This window comes from Deinococcus ficus (assembly GCF_003444775.1).
Lineage (GTDB): Bacteria > Deinococcota > Deinococci > Deinococcales > Deinococcaceae > Deinococcus > Deinococcus ficus.
This window is the reverse complement of the sequence record NZ_CP021081.1, coordinates 468,783-486,407: the sequence shown is the minus strand read 5'-3', so window position 1 is coordinate 486,407 and position 17,625 is coordinate 468,783. Positions and strand designations below refer to the sequence as shown.

The 17,625-nt window shown below is 71.9% G+C and carries 13 protein-coding genes and 1 tRNA gene; 6 read left to right on the top strand and 8 right to left on the bottom strand.

The annotated features are described in order from the left end of the window. Positions 1-139: 139 nt before the first annotated feature. The 3 genes from speA to DFI_RS02390 all read right to left on the bottom strand — a co-directional run bounded on the left by speA (position 140) and on the right by DFI_RS02390 (position 3,183). The gene (speA, locus tag DFI_RS02400) at positions 140-2,059 is read right to left on the bottom strand and encodes a biosynthetic arginine decarboxylase (protein ID WP_022800276.1); all 1,920 of its coding nucleotides are present in this window, start codon (positions 2,057-2,059) and stop codon (positions 140-142) included. A 119-nt stretch (positions 2,060-2,178) separates the two neighbouring features. Continuing rightward, positions 2,179-2,997: a hypothetical protein gene (locus tag DFI_RS02395; RefSeq protein WP_043778489.1), complete on the bottom strand. Its 819-nt coding sequence runs from the start codon at positions 2,995-2,997 to the stop codon at positions 2,179-2,181. Between the two features lie 110 nt (positions 2,998-3,107). Then, positions 3,108-3,183 (bottom strand) — tRNA-Asp (locus tag DFI_RS02390). 152 nt (positions 3,184-3,335) lie between these two features. Between DFI_RS02390 and DFI_RS02385 the strand changes: the two genes are divergently transcribed. Beyond that, a complete protein-coding gene (locus DFI_RS02385) occupies positions 3,336-4,367 on the top strand; it encodes a serine hydrolase domain-containing protein (RefSeq protein ID WP_027463324.1) in 1,032 nt (343 codons plus the stop codon). Positions 4,368-4,382: 15 nt separating this feature from the next. Here DFI_RS02385 and DFI_RS02380 read toward each other — a convergent pair whose 3' ends face one another. The 3 genes from DFI_RS02380 to DFI_RS02370 are packed head-to-tail and all read right to left on the bottom strand — an operon-like array spanning position 4,383 to position 9,636. Continuing rightward, on the bottom strand, positions 4,383-5,504 hold the full coding sequence (locus DFI_RS02380; RefSeq protein ID WP_051307939.1) for a hypothetical protein: 1,122 nt from the start codon (positions 5,502-5,504) through the stop codon (positions 4,383-4,385). Between the two features lie 20 nt (positions 5,505-5,524). Next, a complete protein-coding gene (locus DFI_RS02375; protein ID WP_027463322.1) occupies positions 5,525-8,329 on the bottom strand; it encodes a hypothetical protein in 2,805 nt (934 codons plus the stop codon). Continuing rightward, a complete protein-coding gene (locus DFI_RS02370) occupies positions 8,326-9,636 on the bottom strand; it encodes a SpoIID/LytB domain-containing protein (protein ID WP_081425881.1) in 1,311 nt (436 codons plus the stop codon). The genes DFI_RS02375 and DFI_RS02370 overlap by 4 nt, the downstream gene beginning before the upstream one ends. A gap of 105 nt (positions 9,637-9,741) precedes the next feature. Between DFI_RS02370 and DFI_RS02365 the strand changes: the two genes are divergently transcribed. After that, entirely contained in the window at positions 9,742-10,905 is a 1,164-nt protein-coding gene (locus DFI_RS02365) for an FAD-binding oxidoreductase/lyase (protein WP_027463321.1), read from the top strand. Here DFI_RS02365 and DFI_RS02360 read toward each other — a convergent pair. Further along, a complete protein-coding gene (locus tag DFI_RS02360; RefSeq protein ID WP_027463320.1) occupies positions 10,892-11,176 on the bottom strand; it encodes a DUF427 domain-containing protein in 285 nt (94 codons plus the stop codon). The genes DFI_RS02365 and DFI_RS02360 overlap by 14 nt on opposite strands. A 216-nt stretch (positions 11,177-11,392) precedes the next feature. Here DFI_RS02360 and DFI_RS02355 point away from each other — a divergent pair, with 216 nt between their 5' ends. The 4 genes from DFI_RS02355 (at position 11,393) to DFI_RS02340 (ending at position 16,802) form a co-directional block, all read left to right on the top strand. Then, a complete protein-coding gene (locus DFI_RS02355) occupies positions 11,393-14,467 on the top strand; it encodes an alpha-amylase family glycosyl hydrolase (RefSeq protein WP_027463319.1) in 3,075 nt (1,024 codons plus the stop codon). Positions 14,468-14,634: 167 nt separating this feature from the next. Then, entirely contained in the window at positions 14,635-15,276 is a 642-nt protein-coding gene (locus DFI_RS02350) for a DUF47 domain-containing protein (RefSeq protein WP_022800285.1), read from the top strand. Between the two features lie 10 nt (positions 15,277-15,286). Next, entirely contained in the window at positions 15,287-16,282 is a 996-nt protein-coding gene (locus DFI_RS02345; protein WP_027463318.1) for an inorganic phosphate transporter, read from the top strand. Between the two features lie 88 nt (positions 16,283-16,370). Further along, the gene (locus DFI_RS02340) at positions 16,371-16,802 is read left to right on the top strand and encodes a hypothetical protein (protein WP_022800287.1); all 432 of its coding nucleotides are present in this window, start codon (positions 16,371-16,373) and stop codon (positions 16,800-16,802) included. 16 nt (positions 16,803-16,818) lie between these two features. On the opposite strand, the gene DFI_RS02335 is transcribed toward DFI_RS02340, so the two are convergent. Further along, the gene (locus DFI_RS02335) at positions 16,819-17,604 is read right to left on the bottom strand and encodes a type III pantothenate kinase (protein WP_022800288.1); all 786 of its coding nucleotides are present in this window, start codon (positions 17,602-17,604) and stop codon (positions 16,819-16,821) included. Positions 17,605-17,625 lie beyond the last annotated feature (21 nt).

The window sequence follows — 17,625 nt, the reverse complement described above, 5'->3', positions numbered from 1 at the left end:
CTGAACGGACCGGAAAGCGGAGCACGGTTCAAGTGTGGCACGCGGACTCTGACGCGGCCCTCACATGCCGGGCCCGGGCACGTGCAAGGCGGCGCACGAGACCCGGAGGTCAGGCGCGCCGCAGGGCCACTTATGGGGTTCAGCTCTCGTATTCGAGGTAGGTGTACCCGAGCAGTTCCTCGCCGTAGTCCTCAAGGAGTTCGTGTTCCTGCTCGTCGGTCAGGGTGCCCTTCTTGATGGCGGCGTCGGCCTGGTCCTCGATGCTGTCGCGCAGCATGGGTTCCTCGTAGCCCATGGACTCGATCATGCGCCGGGCCTTCTGGCCGCGCACGAACAGGTCGATGTTGAAGCGCCCGCCGGGCCGCACGGTGACGTGCGCCTCGCTGACCTTCCCGAACAGGTTGTGCGCGCTGCCCAGCACGTCCTGGTAGGCGCCCATCAGGAAGGCGCCCAGGTAGTAGGGGGTGTCGCCGGGCTCGTGCAGGGGCAGGGTGGCCTTCACGTCGCGCAGGTCGATGAACTTCTCGATCTTGCCGTCGCTGTCGCAGGTGATGTCCACGAGGGTGGCCTGCCGGGTGGGTTTCTGGTTCAGGCGGTCCAGCGGCACGATCGGGAACAGCGCCTGGATGGCCCAGTTGTCCGGCAGGCTCTGGAACAGGGAGAAGTTGCAGATGTACTTGTCCGCCAGGACCTTCTGCAGGTCCTCCAGTTCGTCCGGGACGTACTTCTCGCTCTGGATGAGCTTGGCGATCTTGCGCAGGATGGCGTTGAACAGCGCCTCGCCGGTCGCGCGGTCCGGCAGGGTCACGTAGCCCAGGTCGAAGAGGTTGTGCAGGGTCTGCTTGTCGCCGACCGCGTCGTTGTACATCTCGCGGTAGTTGCGCATGCTGATGTTCTGCAGGATCTCGTACATGTCCCGCACGATCTGGTGGCTGTCCTCGCCGGGTTCGGCGATCTCCTGCGCTTCCAGGTTGCGGGTGGGGCCGGTGACGTCCACGACCGGCAGGATCAGCACGGCGTGGTGCGCGGTCAGGGCCCGGCCGGACTCGCTGACCAGCACGGGTTCGGGCACCTCGCGCGCCTTGCAGACCTCCTGCACGGTGTACACGATGTCGGCGGCATACTCCTTGACGGTGTAGTTCATGCTGGCGTAGAAGGTCGTCTTGGAGCCGTCGTAGTCCACGCCCAGGCCGCCGCCGACGTTCAGGTACTTCAGGTCGGCGCCCGCGGCGATCAGGCCGGCGTAGGTCTGCGCCGCCTCGCGCACGGCGACCTTCACGCGGCGGATGTCGGTGATCTGCGACCCGATGTGGGTGTGCAGCATCACCAGACTGTCCAGCATGTTCTCCTCTTTCAGGCGCTCCACGACCCGCAGGAGCTCGTAGGCGTTCAGGCCGAACTTCGCCTGGTCCCCGCCGCTCTCCTCCCACTGGCCGGAGCCGCGCGCGTGCAGCTTGAAGCGCACGCCCACCACCGGTTTGACGCCCAGCGCCTTGGCCTGCTTGAGGATGCGGTCCAGTTCCGTGAACTTCTCAATGGTGATCACGACGTTCTTGCCCAGCGTCCGGCCCCACAGGGCCAGCTTGATGAACCCGTCGTCCTTGAAGCCGTTGCAGCACAGCAAGGCGTCCGGGTGCATCCGCTGCGCGAGGCACAGCGCCAGCTCGGCCTTGCTGCCGGCCTCCATGCCGTGCGCGTAGTCGTACCCGGCGGCCGCCACGCTCTCGACGACCATGCGGCGCTGGTTGACCTTGATCGGGAACACGCCCTGGTAGTGCCCGCTGTAGCCGTACTCCTGGATGGCGTTCTGGAAGGCCTCGTTCAGGTGCTTGACCCGCCCGGCGATCACCTGCGGGAAACGCAGGATGACGGGCAGGCTCTCGCCGCGCTCGACGATCTCGTCCACGATGGCGCGCAGGGGGGCGTGCAGGCCGGGGCTGGGCGTGACTTCCACCTGGCCCTTGTCGGACACGCGGAACCAGCCGCCGGACCAGTTCGGCACCTGGTACAGTTCGGCGGCGTCAACAGTGGAAAAGCTGGGGTCAGGAACAGTCGTCATGTGCAGGCGTCCTCCGGGGCAGGGGTAGGCTCGCCGTGCGCGGGGTTCGGAACAGACACTGCTCACGGACGCCGTGCGAAACCGGGGCGCATGATACGCCACGCAGCGAAAAAAAAGCGTTAAGCGTTCCCCCCTTCTCCCCCATCCACCGCCCGCGCCGCCTGCCGGAGGGCCTCCAGGGCGTGCAGCACGGCCCGGCGCATCAGGGCCGCGTCGCGCCAGCCGGTCTCGAAGGCCGCCCAGGTGTGCGCGTAGTAGGCGCGCAGTTCATCCGCCACGGCCCCGAGCGCCCGCGCGTCCAGGTCGGCCAGCAGCACGCTGCGCGGCGCGTGCCACACCCCCGGGCCCGCCCCGGCGGCGCTGAGCAGTCGGGCCGGCAGCGGCGACACCCGCCAGTTCAGCTGCCGCAGCGCCGTCCACAGCTGCGGCCCCACCTTGTCGAGCAGGTCCAGGCCCAGCCCGGCCGCCTGCGCGCTCACCTCCAGCAGCCGGGCGCGGTCCTCCGTGGCGGTCGCCTCCGCGCCGGGGTAGGGCTCGCCGCGCAGCACCTGCACGTGCGACCGCGTCCAGCCGCTCAGGGCCACCCCGTTCAGCAGCAGCAGCTGGGGGCGCGGCATGTGAAGCGGCGCCGGGCACGCCTGGAAGAAGCGGTCCTCGGCGTCCTGCGCGAACTCCAGCGCGAACACGGCCTCCCGGAATCGCGCCAGCCACGCGGGGGCCGCGTCGTCGTGGAACCACACGTGCAGGTCCAGGTCCGAGAGTTCCGGCACGTAATCCAGCGGCGCGTACCAGGGCTTGCTGGCGCTGCCCTTGAAGTACACGCCCCGCACCGCCTGTGCCGGCACCCTTGCGTCCAGCGCCGCGATCAGCGCGTCCCGCAGGGCGTGCACCTCCAGGCGGAGCTGCTGCGGGTCGGCGGGCCAGTCGGGGGAAGGCATGCCGCGCAGTGTCCCTCAGGGCGGCCGGGGCGGGCATCGGCCAGATGGCGCAAGTCCGGGCGGGCCGCACAGGAAGAACGAGACCCCGGTGGGGTCTCGTTCTCTCTTTCTGGCGGTCCGGACGGGATTTGAACCCGCGACCTTCTGCGTGACAGGCAGATATGCTAACCGCTACACTACCGGACCATTCTGAGACTGCGGCTGGCGGACCAGCGGAGAGAAGGTTAAGGGCCGCAGCCCGCCATGTCAAGCGGCGGGGGATCAGGAAAGCGGCGCAGGGCCATTCGTGAAGGGACCGGCCGGGGCGGCGAGCCGGGGTGGGGGCGTACGCTGCGGGCATGTTCCGCCGTGATCCCCTGCGCGCCGCGCAGCCGGACCTGACCCGCCTGCTGGGCCGCGACGTGGGCCCGGACCTGCCGGCCGTGGGGGCGGTGTACGCGCGGGGCGGCGTGCTGGGCATGACGCGAGGCGACGAGAGCGTGCTCGTGCCGCTGGGCGGTGTCCCGGCCGACGGCGTGTTCGAGCTGGCGAGCGTGACCAAGCCCGTCACGGCCGCGCTGGCCGGGGCGCTGGTGCGCGAGGGCGCCCTGGCCTGGGACGCGCCGCTGCGCGCCCTGGGGGGCCCGTTCCGGAGCCTGCCGGGCGCCCTCACGCCGCGGGCGCTGGCCACCCACACCGCGGGCCTGCCGATGCATCCGGCGCGGGCGATGGTCACGACCTTCACGCGGTACCACGACCCCTACGGCGGCATGAGCGCCGCGGACGTCATCGCCAGCGCCGCCCGCTGGGCCAACCTGCGCGCGGCCGGGCGGCTGGTGTACTCGAACCTGGGCGCCGGCCTGCTGGCCCTGGCCTGCGCGCACGCGGCCGGGGAGGCGACCAGCGCGGCCGGGTACGGACGGGCCCTGGCGCGCCTGGTCACGGGGCCGCTGGGCCTGCCGGGCCTCACGCTGGCCCCGCCGCCCGGGGTGGTGCGCCCCACCGGGCCGCTAGGCCCCACCGCCGTGACCGGTTTCGGGCCGCTGGCGGGCGCGGGGGGCCTGTACGGCACAGCCGCGGACCTGCTGCGGTTCGGGCAGGCGCACCTGGACGGCCGGGCGGGCCTGCACTGGGCGGAGGTGACCCACCCGCGGCCGCGCCCGGCGCACCTGAGCGGCGTGGCGCCCGGCTGGCTGGTGTCCGGGGACGTCCGCTGGCACGACGGGGTGGCGCGCGGCACCCGCGCGGCCCTGGGCTTTCACCCGGGAAGCGGGGTGGTGATCACGCTGCTGGTGCGGGGCGGGCCGCCGGTGCTGGGGGCGCGGGGCGCGGTCCCGGCGCTGCTGCTGGCGCTGCTGGGCCCGCCGCAGGTGAGGGTCAGGAACGGCTGATCCGGCCTGGTGACCTCAGGGGAGCACCCAGGTGACGCTGCGGGCGTCGGTCAGGCCGGACAGCAGCAGCCGGGACCGCCAGCTGCCCTGCGCCAGCCCGAGCGCAGTGTCGTAACGGGTCAGGGTGGTGGCGGTCAGGGCGTACAGGAAGCCCTGGGGGTCCACGGTCACGTCGCGCAGGTCGGCCACGAACGCGTCCACGGTGGCGGCGGAGTTGTCGGTCTGGGTGGCGCGGCCGTCCCAGAGCCGCAGGGGCTGGGAGGTGGTGCCGGCGCGGATGTTGCTGCGCCACGCGGCCAGCAGCGGGGTGCCGCCCACGGGCACGCTCCACACCCGGTCGTACCGGGTGGTGCCGAAAGCGCGCAGGGTCGCTTCCGGGTTCAGGGCGCCGGTGTCCCGCAGGGGTTGCAGGCCGGTGTCGGTGGCGGCCACCACGCCGCCCGCGTACGGGGCGAGGTCGCGGATCACCGGGGTGTTCACGGTGCTCACCACGTCCGCGACCAGGCTCCCGACCTGCGCGGGGGCCACGCGCAGCACCTCGCTGCCGCCGCCCAGCACGGGCCGCGCCACGACGCCCAGTTCCGTGCCGGGGCCGGTCAGGACCGCCAGCCGCACGGGCGGGACGTCCTCCTGACCGGAGGGTGGCAGGTACACGGGGAGCCGCGCGGTCCACACGAGGCTGCCGTCCGCGCGGTACAGGGCGAGGCGCTGCACGTCGTTCGGGCAGTCGCTGAGGGCCAGCAGCCGGTCCCGGCCGGCGCTGAGGGCCACGGCCGTGAAGCACGGTCCGGCCGGGAACTGCGCGGCGGGCGGGGCGGTGAAGGCCTGCCCCTCGGCGGGCGGGGTATTGGGTGCGGGGCGGGCCTCGATGCCGGCGCGGCGGGTCAGGGCGTAGCGGGTGGCGTTGGCCAGCACGTCCACGCTCACGCCGTTCTGAATGGGCAGGGTGGCGTCGTCGGTGTTCGCGGCGCTTTCCGGGCCGGGCGTGAGGGTGCGCAGGGTCTGGCCGCCGTCGGTCAGGAGGGCCAGGCGGATCACGGGGAGGTCCTCGGTGGTGCCGGTGCAGGCGGTGAGCAGGGCGCCCAGCAGCGCGGTGAGGCCCAGCAGGCGCGGGCAGGCGGGAGTTGGGTGGGGCATGGGCACCTCCGGGGTGGGGGTCACGGCTGGGTGAGAAGCGGGAAGCGGAAGGTGCCGTCCACGAGGTCCAGCAGCGGGTAGAAGCTCTGACCGGGCAGGCCGATCGCCAGGCGGTAGCGGCCCTGCGCGAAGTCGGCCTCGGCGGAGGCCGCCCAGCAGCAGCGGTTCAGGATGACGCCCACCACCGGCGTGATGGGGCTGGTGTCGGTGCGGATGCCGTTCACCCAGGTGTAGGTCTGTTCCAGGCGGGCGGTGAGGTACACGTCCGGCTGCTCGACCCGGCCGAACGCGAAGGCCACGCGCAGGGGTGCCAGGGTGAGGGTTTCGGTGGCGGTGTCGTCGGGGTACGTGCCGGTGCGGGTGCGGTTGTACACCACGTTCGCGCTCAGGGCGGCGCGGCTGCCGAACTGCCAGGCGGTCTGCACCTCGGCGCGGCGCACTTCCAGGCGCGGCTGGTCCAGGCCCGGGATCGCCACGATGGTGCGCAGGCCCAGGGTGCGGCCGGCGCCCGGCAGGCCGAAGTCGGTGCGCACGACGGCGTCCAGGGTGGGGGCGATGAAGCCGGTGCGGCGCAGGTCGTACGCGCCGCCGTAGGTGACGCTCCAGGCGGTGGCGCGGCCGTCCACGGTGCCGACGGAGAAGGTCATGGTGCCGCTGCTGCGGCTGCCTTCCGGGGTCACCATCAGCAGGTCGTGGGTGTGGCGGAACTGGTACTCGCCGCGCCACAGCGCGGTGTACGTGCCGACCATGCGCGCGGCGGGTTCCAGGATGAACGCCTCGCTGCCGGTGACCAGGATGGGGTTGAGGACGACGTCCTCGGCGGGGCTGAGGTTGAAGCGCACGCCGAACTCGCGCAGGCCGGGCGTGATCAGGTCGTGCACGAGATACGCGCTGACGTTGTCGGTGCGGTCCTCGCCGGTCACGGTGGCGGTCAGCGTGAAGGGCTGCGGGCCCTGCGCGCTGGTGTACCCGCCGCGGGCATTGAGGGTAAGGCGGGGCGCGGCCCAGCGGCTGCTGTACTCGATGCGGGCGGGCGCGGCGGGTTCGGTGGCGGGCCGGGCGGGCGTGACCTTGGGCGTGCCGGCTTCCGGGTCGCTGAGGGTGACGTCGTACGTGAAGCTCTCGATCACGCCGGTGACCGGCTGGTAGCTCAGGGCGCTGCTGAAGCTCAGGGGCGGGCCGGTCACGCCCACGTTGAAGGCCAGGCGCTGCTCCTCCCAGGGGCGGAACAGGTCGTAGCTGTACGTGGCGCCGAAGGTGGTGTTCTTCAGCGGGACGGTGCTGAGGGTCAGGGCGACCGGGGCGCTCAGGAGCCGGCCGCTGATGGCGTCGAACTGGAAGGGGCTGGTGCCCTCGCGGCGCAGGTACCCGGCGCTGAGGCTCAGGGTGTTCGTGACGTTGAAGCGCTGCGTGAGGTTCGCGGTGAGGTTCAGGTCCACGGTGCGCGCGCCGGTGCCGTAGTAGCGGCCGGTGAAGGTGTTGCGCACGCTGAAGGTCGCGTCCCGCCAGGGCGTGGCCGTGTAGTTCAGGTCGTGCGTTTCCTCCAGGCGGGTGGTGGTGATGTTCAGGCCCTGGCTGAGCGCGCTGCGGGACAGGGGGTTGCTGGCGGCGGTGTACTGCCCGGCGCTGACCCGGAAGTCCAGGCTGAAGTTCCCGAAGGTGTACGGCCGGGGGTCGATGATCAGTTCCGGCTGCCGCAGGACCGTGCCGCCCAGGCTGACCGCGCCAGGCCCGGTGATGGGCCGGGGGCTGAAGCGGTCCACGTAGTTCAGGTCGGCGGTGAAGCGCGGGTACTCGGCATGCACGCCGAAGCGGATGTCGGTCACGCCCTTCAGGGGGTCGGTCTCGGCCAGGCCGATGTCACGGCGGTCCACCTGCAGGGTGTACGTGCCGTCCTTCTCGGCGCTGGGCAGCGCGAAGCGGCCGGTCACGCTGAAGTTCAGGTCCAGGTCCATTCCGGGGTTCTGCGTGCCGTCCGGGTTCAGGGGCTTGGGGTTCAGCAGCGTGTACAGCGTGAGCCGGTCGATGTAGGGCTGCGGCGCGTACGAGCGCAGGGCCACGCCCACCCCGAAGTTGGGGCTGCGGTTCTGGTAGAAGCGCAGCAGGGTGGTGCCCAGCGTGTTGTCCGCGATGCTGAAGGGCAGGTCGGCCAGGGCCGTGAAGCCGTCCTGGGCGCTCTGGCCAACGCTGAAGCGCGGCTGGCGGTCCTCCTCGTTCAGGGGCAGGACCAACACCGGCAGGAACAGCACCGGCACGTCCAGGATCAGCACCTGCACCCGGTACGCGACCAGCCGGTCACCGGGGTACACGATGAGTTTCTCGGCGCGGAACGCGAAGTCGTTCACGGTGCGCCCGCAGCGGGCGCAGGTGGTGAAGTACCCGCTGCTGGCGCGGATCTGCCCGGGCATGCGGTCCACTTCCGCGCCGCGGATCTCCAGCACGGCGTCGCTGATCAGGACGTCCTCGCCGCTGATCTGCTCGTCGCCCAGGCTCACGATCAGGTTCTCGCCGGTCAGGGTCTGCTTTTCCGCGGCGTTGTAGTAGCTGGCCGCGCCGACCAGCGTGAGGGTCCGGCGGGTGCGGTTGTACTCGACGCGGCGGGCCTTGACGACGTCGTCGTCCACGCGGAGCTCCACGACCTCGCCGGTGATCACCACGAGTTCCTGGCCATCCACCTGCCTGAGTTCCAGGGTGTCGGCGCTGACGATCTTCACGGTGCGCGCCTCGGCCAGCCCGAACAGGCCGGCGCCCAGCAGCCCGGCCGCCAGCAGCAGCGGCCGCGCCCGCAGCGCGAGGCGGGACGTCAGGGCCCGCAGCGCCCTCATTCGGCGGTCCCGCGCGCCGCGCGGGCCAGCAGCGGGCTGGCGGGCAGGGCCGGCAGGGCGGTGCCGGCATGCAGCGCCGGGCGCTGCACGGCCGGGGCGGCCGTGGGCGTGCGCGCCAGCAGGGGCGTATCGGCGCGCGGCGCGGCGGCCAGGCGGCTCAGCAGGGTGCCCGGGTAGTAGAAGCCCAGGATGTGCAGCACGTCGTACCCGGCGTTCGCCAGGCCCAGCGCCCCGTACTGCGACAGGCCCACGCCGTGCCCGGCGCCGGCGCCCTGCAGGGTCAGGGTGCCGCCCTGCATGCCCAGGTTCACGCGGCTGCTCGGGGCGCCCAGCGCGCGGATGAACCCGCCGGCCTTGGCGCCCTGGATCAGGTGCGTGCCGGCGCTGCCGGTCAGGGTGAGTTCGCTGGGCCGCCCGGACTCGCTGACGCGGGAGGCGGTCACGGCGCGCAGCGTCCCGATCTTCGCGCCGTACTTCACGGCGAGCTCCTGCACCTTCGCGGCCGGCAGGTCCAGCTGCCAGCGGGAGCGCGGCCCGACGCTGAACGGGTCGGGTTTGGCGGGCAGGTACGGCAGGTCCATGTTCCAGGCCTCCTTCGCGGACGCCGTGAAGCCCCCGGAGTCACTGCTGAAGTACGTGGTGGCCGCCTTGCCGCCGTACGCGATGACCTGCCCGGCGGTGGCCTGGATGGCGGCGTCGCTGCCGGGCTTCTCGGCGGCGACGCCCTGGTACACCTGGCAGCTTTCGGTGGCGCAGGTGTCGTACGGCACGGCCGGGTTCACGCGCGCAGCCGCGTACGTCCGGGCGATCACCGCCTGCGCCTGCAGGGCCGCGGCGGGCCAGGAAGCGGGCATCTCGGCCGGGACGACGCCGCGCAGGTAGTCTTCCAGGTCCACCACGTTGATGGCCTGCACGCCGCCGTCCAGGGAGCGCAGCAGCACGCCGCCCCGGTAGCTTCTGCCGCTGATCTCCACCACGCTGCCGGGCGTGGGCGCGAGGTACAGGGTGGTGTTCCCGGCGTCCTGACCGTTCAGGGTGAGGTTCCCGCCCTTCTTGCCGCCCAGCACGCCGACCTTCCAGGTGGTGAAGGTCACGGGGGCCGGCGCGGCCGGCAGCCCGGGGGCCGACAGGTCCGGGGTGGTCTGGGGTGCGCGGGTCTGCACGGGGGTTTTCAGGGTGACCTGCTCGCCGCTGGACACCAGGACCCGCAGCGTCACGGCGTGGGCCGGGGCGGTGTGGGCCAGCCCGGCCGTGAGGGCCAGAAGCGGCAGGGCGGCGCGGCCGGGCAGTGGGTTGCGGACGGGCATGACGCCAGCAAGTATAAACTTCGCGTGAATCCGGCCGTCTGACAGGCGCGTGAGAACTCCCCGCCGGGACGGCATCATGCGGGGATGACAGGGCACACGCCGGGTATGGCCCCGGCCACTGCGGGACAGGTCTGGGCGCACGTGGGGCAGCCCTTCACGCCGGATAGCTGGGACGTGCTGGTGCTGGGCGCCGGCCGCATGGGCACGGCCGTCACGCTTTTCCTGCGGGACCTGAAACCCGAGTGGCGGGTGCTGCTGGTCGAGGAGGGCGGCCTGCCGAACGAGGACGGCGCCACGATCCTCGCGCCGGGCCTCTGGACCCTGGCGGGTCTGCCCGAAGCCCGACACGCCGAGGCCCAGTGGGAGCGGGCGCAGCTCGAAGGCCGCTTCGGCGGGGCCGGGGGGCAGGCCCGGACGCTGCTGAGCCTGGGCCAGGACGGCGAGGAGGACACGGCCACCGTCCTGGCCCGTCACCCGGAGCTGGCCGGCGTGGTGGACCCGGCCGGGGCGCCGCGCGCGGCCGTGCACGAGGCGTTCACGTACCGGCCGGGCGCGCTGGCCCTGGCGGCCGGGCAGGCGGCGGTGCGGGCCGGCGCGGACCTGCTGCTCAACACCCGCGCGAGCCTGATCCCGGGCGGCGCGTGCCTGGAACGGCTGACGGTCACGAACACGCACCAGATCGTGACGCACGAGACGCACGAGGTCCGGGCGCCGCGGGTCGTGGTGGCGCTCGGCGCGGCCGGCCCACACGCCACCGAGCACGGCCTGGGCGTGCACACCCGGCACGCGCGGGCGTACCGGCAGACGCCGCGCCTGAACGTGCCCACCACCGACACCACGCCCGTGCTTCACGCGGCGGGCCTGACGCTGCGCCCGCAGAGCGGCGGGGTCACCATCATCCCGCCCGTGCATCACCGTGACCCGCACGGCTACGCGCCGCAGGGCGGGCAGCTGACCGGCGTGCCCACCGGCCTGCGCCGCGAGACGCTGGAGGACCTCGTCTCCGCCCTGGAGGTGCTGCCAGCCCTGGGCACGGACGCGCTGGAGACCGGCCGGAGCCTCGCGGACGTACCCGGCGCTTGGCTGGCCCTGCCGCACGGCGACCCGGCGGGCCTGCCCTGGCACGGGGAGGTCGCGCCGGGCGTGCACCTGCTGCTGGGCGGCCCGCAGGCGGACACACTGGGCCTCAGCACCGCGTACCGGCTGGCGGCGCAGCTGGCCGGCGTGGCCCTTCCCGAAGGGTGGGCGGCGCCGTTCAGTCCTCGCTGACCTGCACGCCCTTCCAGAAGGCGACGCGGCCCTTGATCTGCCGCGCGGCGTCTTTGGGCGTGGGGTAGTACCAGGCGGCGTCCGGGTTCTCCTGGCCGTTCACGACCAGGGTGTGGTAGCTGGCCTCGCCCTTCCAGGGGCAGATGGTGTGCGTGGCGCTGGGGCGCAGGTAGGCGGGGTTCACGCTGTCGGCGGGGAAGTAGTGGTTGCCTTCCACGACGACCGTGTCGGGGGACTGGGCGATGACCGTGCCGTTCCAGGTGGCTTTCATGCCCCAGGGTAGGCGGGCGGGGCGGGCGGGGACCGTCAGCGCGCTGACGGTGTGCGGGCCGGGCATGAATGAACGGATCAGGAAGGTTGAACGGATTTGGAGCCCGTGCTGACGGGCGCATACTGGGGGTTGCTTGACAATTCATCCGGCCGGAACCGGACGTGGCCGCGGGGGATGAGGCCCGCGCCGCCCCTGGCCGAAGGAGTGATCCCGGAAATGAAGCGCTTCCAGTCTGTGGCCCGTCCCGGCCTGCTCGCCCTGCTCACGCTGTCCCTGGCCGCCTGCGCCCCCGCCCCCACGCCCGACCCCGACGGCCCCCTGGCCCGCGACTGGCGGGACGAGACGATCTACTTTGCCATGACCGACCGCTTCGCCAACGGCACCCCCGCCAACGACAACGGCCCGAACCGCGACGCCGGGGACGTCGCCGACCGCAGCAACCCCCTCGCGTGGCACGGCGGGGACTTCGCGGGCCTCAAGGCCAAAATCGAGGAAGGCTACTTCAAGCGCATGGGCTTCACCGCCCTGTGGGTCACGCCGGTGGTGCTGCAGGTGCCGGCCATCACCGCCGGGGACGGCCTGAACCAGGGCAAGGCCTTCGCCGGGTACCACGGCTACTGGGCCGAGAACTTCTTCAAGGTGGACCCCCACCTGGGCACCCTGGACGAGTACAAGGCGCTGATCCAGGCCGCGCATCGCAACGGCATACGGGTGATTCAGGACATCGTGGTGAACCACGCCGGGTACGGCGCCACCCTCACCAAGACGAACCCCGGATGGTTCCACACCGACGCCGAGTGCGCCGCGAGCACGTCCCCGGTCACCGACTGCCCGCTGGCGGGCCTGCCGGACTTCAAGCAGGAGCTGCCGGAGGTCACGGCGTACCTGAACAGCTTCGTGAAGTACTGGCGGGACACGACCGGCATCGACGGCCTGCGCCTGGACACCATGAAGCACGTGCCGGACAGCTACTGGACGCAGTTTTTCGCGGCGGGCGGCGTGGGTGACCCGGCGAAGCTGTGGTCGGTGGGCGAGGTGTTCGACGGGAACCCCGCGTACCTGGCGCGCTTCATGGATGAGCTGGGGTCGCCCAGCGTGTTCGATTTCGCGCTGTATTTCGCGATGAAAGACCACCTGAGCAGCGCGGGCGGGAACCTGGACCGCGTGGCGGACGTGTTCGCGCAGGACGGCGCGTACCGCGACCCGACGCGCCTGACGACCTTCGTGGACAACCACGACGTGCGGCGCTTCGTGAACGAGGTCACCTCCCGGGGCGGCACCCGGGCACAGGCGGTGGAGCGGCTGGACCTGGCGCTGTCCACGATGTACTTCTCGCGCGGCACGCCCAGCGTGTGGCAGGGCACCGAGATCGCCCAGCCGGGCGAGGGCGACCCGTACAACCAGACCACCGAGAACAGCAACCGGCAGGACATGGACTTCTCGCAGCTGGGCGCCTCGGCGCTGGACGAGCGTCTGGGCGCCCTGGCCCGGGCCCGGTGGACCTTCCGGGCGCTGACGCGCGGCGCGCAGCAGGAACTGTGGCGTCCGAACGGCGGCGCGCCCGTGCTGGCCTACCGCCGGGTGGTGAGCGGCGTGACGGGCGCGGCGGGGCAGCCGGTGGTGTTCGTGGTGAACGGCGGGGACGCGGCCGTGGACCTCGCCAGCCTGCCGGGCGGCGGGATTCCGCTGCTGGGTACCTTCGCGGGTACCGCCCTGACCGAGGTGACCGGGCGCACGCACGGCCTGAAGGTGGAGGGCGGGAAGCTGGTAGGGACCGTGCCGGCCCGCACAGCCCTGGCGGTGACCGCCCCGGCCGGGAGCGGCAGCGTGGGCACCGTGAACCCGGCCCTGCCGGAGGTGCAGAACCTGGCCGCGCAGCCCGGCGACAGCGCCGCGCGGCTGTCCTGGACGCCCAGCACCGACGCGGCCGTGACCGGATACCGCATCTACGCGAGCACCGCGGGCGGCACCGAGCGGCTGCTGAACTTCGCGCCGCTGGGCCGCGAGCAGGGCAGCTACCTGGTGCGGGGCCTGCCGAATGGCGCGGCCACGACCTTCCGGGTGGTGACGGTGGACGCGCAGGGCGCCGAGAGCCGCGGCGCGGCCGTGACGGCGACGCCGGGCGCGCAGTACACCGCGAAGGTGACCTTTACCGTGGACGCCCGCAGCCAGGGCAACGGCCCGGTGGAACTGCGCCGCTTCGACACCGGCAGCCAGGTGGAATACCCGATGACGCAGGTGAGCCGCGGGGTCTGGAAGACGGACATCGACCTGCCGCTGTTCCGCGAGGTGAAGTTCAAGTTCGGCAACGACGCGGCCGGCGCGAGGAACAGCGGGTACGAGGGCCCCGGCCAGCCGGACCGCAGCCTGATCGTGGGCGCGCCGGACACCACGTACGCGGGCACGTACGACTTCATCACGGTGCCGGTCCCGGCTGCCACCATCGAGGGCACCGTGACGGGCGCCGGGCAGCCGCTGGCGAACGCGCTGGTGGAGGCCACCACGGCCGACCCGAACCTGAACTATGCCCTGACCTTCAGTGACGGAACGTACACGCTGCTCAGCCCGGCCGGTGAGCAGACGCTCCGGGCGTCGGCGGCCAGCTTCGCGGACGCGGGCCGCACCGTGACCGCCCCCGCGACCGGCGTGGACTTCGCCCTGACCCGCCCGGTGACCGCCAGCCGGTACGTGATCGACGGGCAGCTCGGCGACTGGACGGCCCCGAAGGTGAACGTGCAGAGCCCGGCGGCCGGGGTGTTCGGGGACAACAACAACTGGCTGACCCTGCAGGCCGACAGTGACGCCACGTACCTGTACCTCGCGTACACGTACCGCGTGGACGGCAACAGCGCGATCCTGTACCTGGACACCGGCGCGGGCGGCGCGACGGCCGCGGACGGCTTCAACGCCTGGCCGCGCGCGGCGACCTTCACCGGGGGCATTCCTGGCGTGGACGCCTTCATCGCCCGGTACGGCGGCGAGCAGGCGCAGCTGTGGACGGTGCAGAGCACTGCGGCCGTGTCCCAGGTGGACGGCGCGGCCTACCAGTTCGCGGCCACCGGCAGCCTGCCGGCGCAGACCGTGGAACTCGCCATTCCCTGGACGGCGCTGGGCCTGAGCGGCCCGCCCGCCGGCGGCGTGGGCGTGGTGGGCGGCATCTTCGGCGGGGACAATTACGGCGCCGGGGACATCATCCCGGACGCCGGCAGCACCCCGGCCGGCGCGAACACCATCGGCGCGGACACCCAGCAGCGCCGCGCGACCTTCACCGAGCCCGTCCGGGTGCCCTGAGCCGCGCCTCCCCCGGCCCCCCGGCGGGGGGAGAGCCGGCCCGGCCGAGGGGGGATACAGTACGTGTGCAGCGCGCGGGAGGCCGGCCGGGTCCGGCTCCCGCTGCTTCCCGGCCCGGGTGTCCTGACATTGCCATGACATTCGGGGGAAGAATCAGGAGGATTGTCATGGTCTTGTCAAAATTCATGCCGCAAAACCACAAGTTCAGTGAGCGTTTCGCCGCGATGGCCCGCAACGCCCACGCCACCTCCCAGGCCCTGGTGGACCTGCTGGAGAACTACACCGACGTGGACGCCAAGGTGCAGCGCATCCAGGACCTGGAGCACGAGGGCGACCGCCTGAGCGGCGAGGTGACGGACCTGCTGGCCGAGTCCTTCATCGTGCCCTTCGACCGCGAGGACATCATCAGCCTGAACGGCGAACTGGACGACCTGGTGGACGACATGGAGGAAGCGGCCGTCAAGCTCAGCCTCTACCGCCTGGCGCGCCCCATGCCCGAAATGGTGCAGATCGCCCGGATCGCCGAGCGGCAGTGCGCGCTGCTCGCGCAGGGCATGCCCCTGATCGAGGACTCGCACAGCAAGATGGGCGACCTGCGCCGCATCGAGAAGGAGATCCGCGCGCTGGAAGACGAGGGCGACGCCCTGGCCGACCAGGTCGAGCGGACGCTGTACGACGGCGTGCAGGACGTGCCCGCCATGATCGCCGCCATGCGCAGCGGCGAGATCGTGCGGCTGCTGGAAGACGCGACCGACCAGGCCCAGCGCGTGGTCAAGACGGTCGCCAGCATCCTGCTGAAGAACGCCTGAGGCCCACTGAATGGAAGCCTCACTGCTCGGCCTGATCGTCGTCGTCGCCCTGGCCCTCGCCTTCGACTTCATCAACGGATTCCACGACACCGCCAACGCCATCGCCACCAGCGTCGCCACGAAGGTGCTCACGCCGGCGCAGGCCATTGCCATGGCCGCCATCCTGAACGTCGTCGGCGCCCTGATGGGCACCGCCGTCGCCAAGACCATCAGCAAGGACATCGTCCCGCAGGAGTACGCCACCCTGGAACTGGTGGGCGCCGCGCTGGTCAGCGCGATCTTCTGGAACCTGTTCACGTGGTGGAAGGGCCTGCCCAGCAGCTCCAGCCACGCCCTGATCTTCAGCCTGGTGGGCGCCGGCGTCGCCGCCGGGGGGTGGGGCATCATCATTCCCAAGGGCGTGGAGAAGACCATTACCGGTCTGCTCACCAGCCCCGTGCTGGGCTTCCTGGTGCCCATCGTGCTGATGTTCATCCTCAGCTGGGTGGTCCTGCGGCGCATGCGGCCCCGGGCGGTCACCCGCAACTTCCGCTGGCTGCAGATCTTCAGCGCGGCCTTCATGGCCTTCAGCCACGGCGGCAACGACGCGCAGAAGACCATGGGGATCATCACCTTCGCACTGGCCGCGTACTACAACACCACCATCGAGATCGTGCCGCTGTGGGTGATTCTCTCGGCCGCCGCCGCCATGGGCGCCGGCACGGCCCTGGGCGGCTGGCGGATCATCAAGACCATGGGCTTCAAGGTCGTGGACCTCAAACCCGTGGACGGCTTCGTCGCCGAAACCAGCGCCGCCCTGATCATCGAGACCGCCAGCCGCCTCGGCATTCCCGTGAGCACCACCCACACCATCAGCAGCTCGATCATGGGCGTGGGCACCACCAAGGGCTTCAAGAAAGTCAAGTGGCAGGTCGCCGGGCGGATCGTGCAGGCCTGGATCTTCACGATCCCGGTGTGCATCGCCCTGGGCTGGCTGTGCTTCCAGATCGCCGAACTGTTCAACTGACCCCCCCTCTCCCCTGCCCCGGACGCGACCGGGGCAGGGTTTTTCATGCCGCTCACCGGTCGCCCCCGGCCGGACGGTATGCTCGGGCATGAGCCGCGCCCCGCACTCCCTGCTCGCGCTGCTGGCCCTGACCCTGCCGCTCCCGCCGGCCCTGCCCGGCAGCGCCCGGGCCCAGGAGGCCGCGCCCATGTACGTGGAAACCTTCGTGCCCGAGGGCACGCCGCTGAACGTGCTCAAGCGCGTCACCTGCCGCGCCCCGGAGAAAGCCGACCTGGCCGCGCGGGTGTACATGACCCGCGTGGGCCGGCGCCTGCGGGTGGCGCGCGTGGACTACACACCGGCGCTGCGCAGCGTGCTGGTCGCCCGCAAACTCCCGGTGCTGAACCGCTACTACGACCAGTACATGACGCGCGGCGAGGTGTTCGAGGAATGGACCATGAACGCCCTGATCAGCCTCAGCCGCGTGCTGGGCATGCGCTTCGACCTGGACGGCCGCACCTACCAGTGCACCCTCAGCTGACCTGAGCCCATCCCCCTCAGCGCCCAGGGCGGCTGGCCCACATCTCCACCAGGCCGCGCAGGGTCAGCGTGTCGTCGTAATGGTGAATCTCGCGGCACAACCCCTGCACCGTGCGTGAGAAGCCCCCGGTGGCGATGTTCACGGCCGGGCCGGGCAATTCCGCCTGAATGCGGCGCAGCAAACCGTCCACCATCTCCGCGTACCCGAACACCAGCCCGGACTGCAACGCGTGCGTGGTGTTCTTCCCGATCGCCGAGCCGGGCGCCGTGAGCGTGATGCGCGGCAGTTTCGCCGCCCGGGCGAACAGCGCGTCCGCGCTCACCTGCGCGCCCGTCGCCAGGACCCCGCCGATGAACCGCCGGCCCCGGCCGATCACGTCGAAGTTCGTGCTTGTCCCGAAGTCCACGACCACCGCGAACTCGTGCTCCGCCATGTAGCGCTCCGCACCGAACAGGTTACACAGCCGGTCGGCGCCTACCGCGTCCGGCTGGTCCAGTTCCACCCGCACGTCCGGCAGGTTCGCGGCCGACACCGTGAACGGCTCCAGCCCGAAGTGCTTGCGCAGCGCCAGCGCGTAATTCTCCCCCACGGGCGGCGCCACGCTGCTCAGCACCGCCGCGTGCGGGCGCGGCGCGCCGCTCATGGACAGCAGGCTGTGCAGTTCCAGCGCCAGGTCGTCCGGAAGTTCCTCCCGGTTCGTGCGGATCCGCCACGAGTGCGTGAGCGTCAGGGACTCGTCGGCGAGGCCCAGGACCGTGCTGGTGTTGCCGATATCCACGGCCAGGAGAGGAAACGCAGGCATGCCCGGAGTCTACCGGCGGGC